The following is a 2,296-nucleotide window of genomic DNA, read 5'->3' on the forward strand; positions in this document are numbered from 1 at the left end:
CACCAGCCGCGTCTCGGCGTCCGCGTGCCTGGCGAACGATGACAGGACCTCCGCCAGGAAGGCGGTGTTGTCGGCATAGTGGGAGTAGCGCAGCAGCTGGGCATCGCCCTCGCGCTGCAAGCAGGCCAGGAAAAATGGGCCCCGCGCGCGGATCACCTGGGCGTCCGACTCTGTCCTGGACCGGAAGGCGAGCTGCAGATAGCGCCGCACATGGCCCACGAACTGCAGCCAGGGCGACTGGGTGTAGGGATAGACGTAGCGGCGGAACACCAGACGGCCCAGCGGCTGGGCGGCGTGATACAGGCTGATGTTGATGACGTGGTGCGGCAGGATCCTGCCCACCGGCCGGGTCGGCAGCATTTCGGGGATCGGGGGATCATAGGCCTTGCGGTCGCGCGGCAGGCCCGACGAGGCGTTGACCCCGTTCTCCTCGACCGTGATCCAGTCTGGACGGAAGTAACCATTTTCCAGCACCCAGACCCGCAGCGGATGGGCGCTTTGCGCCCAGCCGCTGTCGTTCGCGCCACGGGCGCCCCCTGCTTGAGCGGCAGGTTGGTCAGAGTCCGACGAAGACCGAGCGGTCGCCAGGGCCTCGGCGCGCAGGGCCTTGAGCTTCCTGGCCTGGGAGAGGACGCCCTGGTTGTAGGGTCCGCCCTCGCCGAACACGATTACGTCGGTCAGGCCCTGGTCCTGGACCAGCCTGGCCAGCCGGGCGGGCCAGCGGCGGACGTCGCCGGTGTAGGGCTGGGCTCCCGAACGCCGCCAGTAAGCCGCGTCCCCCGCATTGAACAGCATCCGAGCCACGGAGGCGCCCTCGGCCGTCAACTGTTCCGCCAGCATCCGGCCGAACGGACCGAACGGCGCCGTCACGATCAGGAACCGGCGGCCGGCCAGCGACTGGCCGGGGGCGTAACGGCCCAAGGGCACCGGGGAGGCGGCCGTGGGGGAAACGGCTTGGGGGACGAGCACGCGCGCGGGCCGGCGCGCGCGGACGGGCACCTCGCGGGAGGGAGCCGCCTCGCGGGGCGAGACCTCGGCCCCGTCGGGAGCCTGCCTGGAGGTGATGCGGACGTCCGCCATGGTCAGGACCGGTTCACGCGAAGACTTCGGGACGCGGTCGAGGCGCTGAGCACCCGGGCGAGGCCTGCCCTGCGGATCCGCCGACGCTCTCGAACGAGAGGGGGACGGTTCCGTCGCGGAGCGGGCGAGAGGCTCGGAGCTCTGACATGGGGGCCTTTGTCGCCGCCCCTGCATCGCGGATCAACCGACTTGTCCAAAAAAGCGAGCGCCGCTGGTCGAAGTTCGCGAAATCGTTCAATCCCCTTGGCGGCCCGAACCGTCCTGAAAGGAGGCCGGAGCGGGCGTGCGGAGACGGGACGTCCTCTGGTGCGAGCTAGTGGGCGCGGCGCCCAGAAACGCAAAACCGCCGGCCTCCCGAAGGGGAGAACCGGCGGCTCAGCATGCGGAATCATGAGACGTGGGAGAGAGGGGACCTGCGGTCCCGGCTCCGGAGGTCGCGAACGACCCTTGGCCTCCTCGGATCGTGGACGATCCTTCGACGCCCCCCGACGTCTTCCAGTCAGCTTGGCGGGATCCCGATCCCTCGCGGGACCGGGATCCTTTCCAGGCGTCCTAGAAGTTGATGCCGATGGTGGCGCGACGGTTCAGAGGCTCGCGAACGCCGTCGGCGGTCGGACGGGCCAGGCTGGTTTCACCCTTGCCGTCGAGAGCGATGACGCCGCCGGCGACGCCTTGAGCGACCAGGGCGTCAGCCACGGTGCGCGAGCGACGGTTCGACAGGCCCACGTTATAGGCGGCCGAGCCGGAGGTGTCGGCGTAGCCGACGACCAGCACGCGCGTCGGACGACCCGACTTGGCGTAGTTGGCGGCCTGCGTGACCACCGAACGGGCTTCAGCCGTCAGGTCCGAGCGATCCCAGTCGAAGTACACCACGAACTCACGCGCGACCGGAGCCGGCGGAGGCGGGGGCGGCGGCGGCGGGGGCGGGGGCGGCGGGGGAGGCGGGGGAGGAGGCGGCGGCGGCGGGGGCGGCGGCGGCGGAGCGTCGGCGGCGCCGAAGGCGTAGCGCAGACCCAGGGTCACCGTGTGGCTCTCGTCGTAGTCGCCATCGAACGTGCCGTAGTTGTTCACGGCCGCCGTGGAGTTCGTGAACGTCTTGAACTCCATGTCGCCCGTCAGATAGCGGTACGTCAGGTCGATGTTGGCGCGGTCGCCGATCGCATAGCTCAGGCCCGCCAGGGCTTGCGCCGCGAACTTGGTCGAGCTGTCGTCAGCC

At 70.3% G+C, this 2,296-nt stretch carries 2 protein-coding genes; both read right to left on the minus strand.

Annotated elements, in window-relative coordinates:
- Positions 1 to 1,080, minus strand: a 1,080-nt coding sequence (locus ACP7AU_RS17600) for a capsular biosynthesis protein (RefSeq protein WP_426052263.1), incomplete at its 3' end; no start/stop codon positions are given.
- A gap of 552 nt (positions 1,081 to 1,632) precedes the next feature.
- Positions 1,633 to 2,296 (minus strand): OmpA family protein (locus tag ACP7AU_RS17605; protein ID WP_426052264.1); only part of this gene is annotated, 664 nt, incomplete at its 5' end.

Source organism: Brevundimonas sp. SL161, assembly GCF_049896985.1.
In the GTDB taxonomy this organism is placed as follows: domain Bacteria; phylum Pseudomonadota; class Alphaproteobacteria; order Caulobacterales; family Caulobacteraceae; genus Brevundimonas.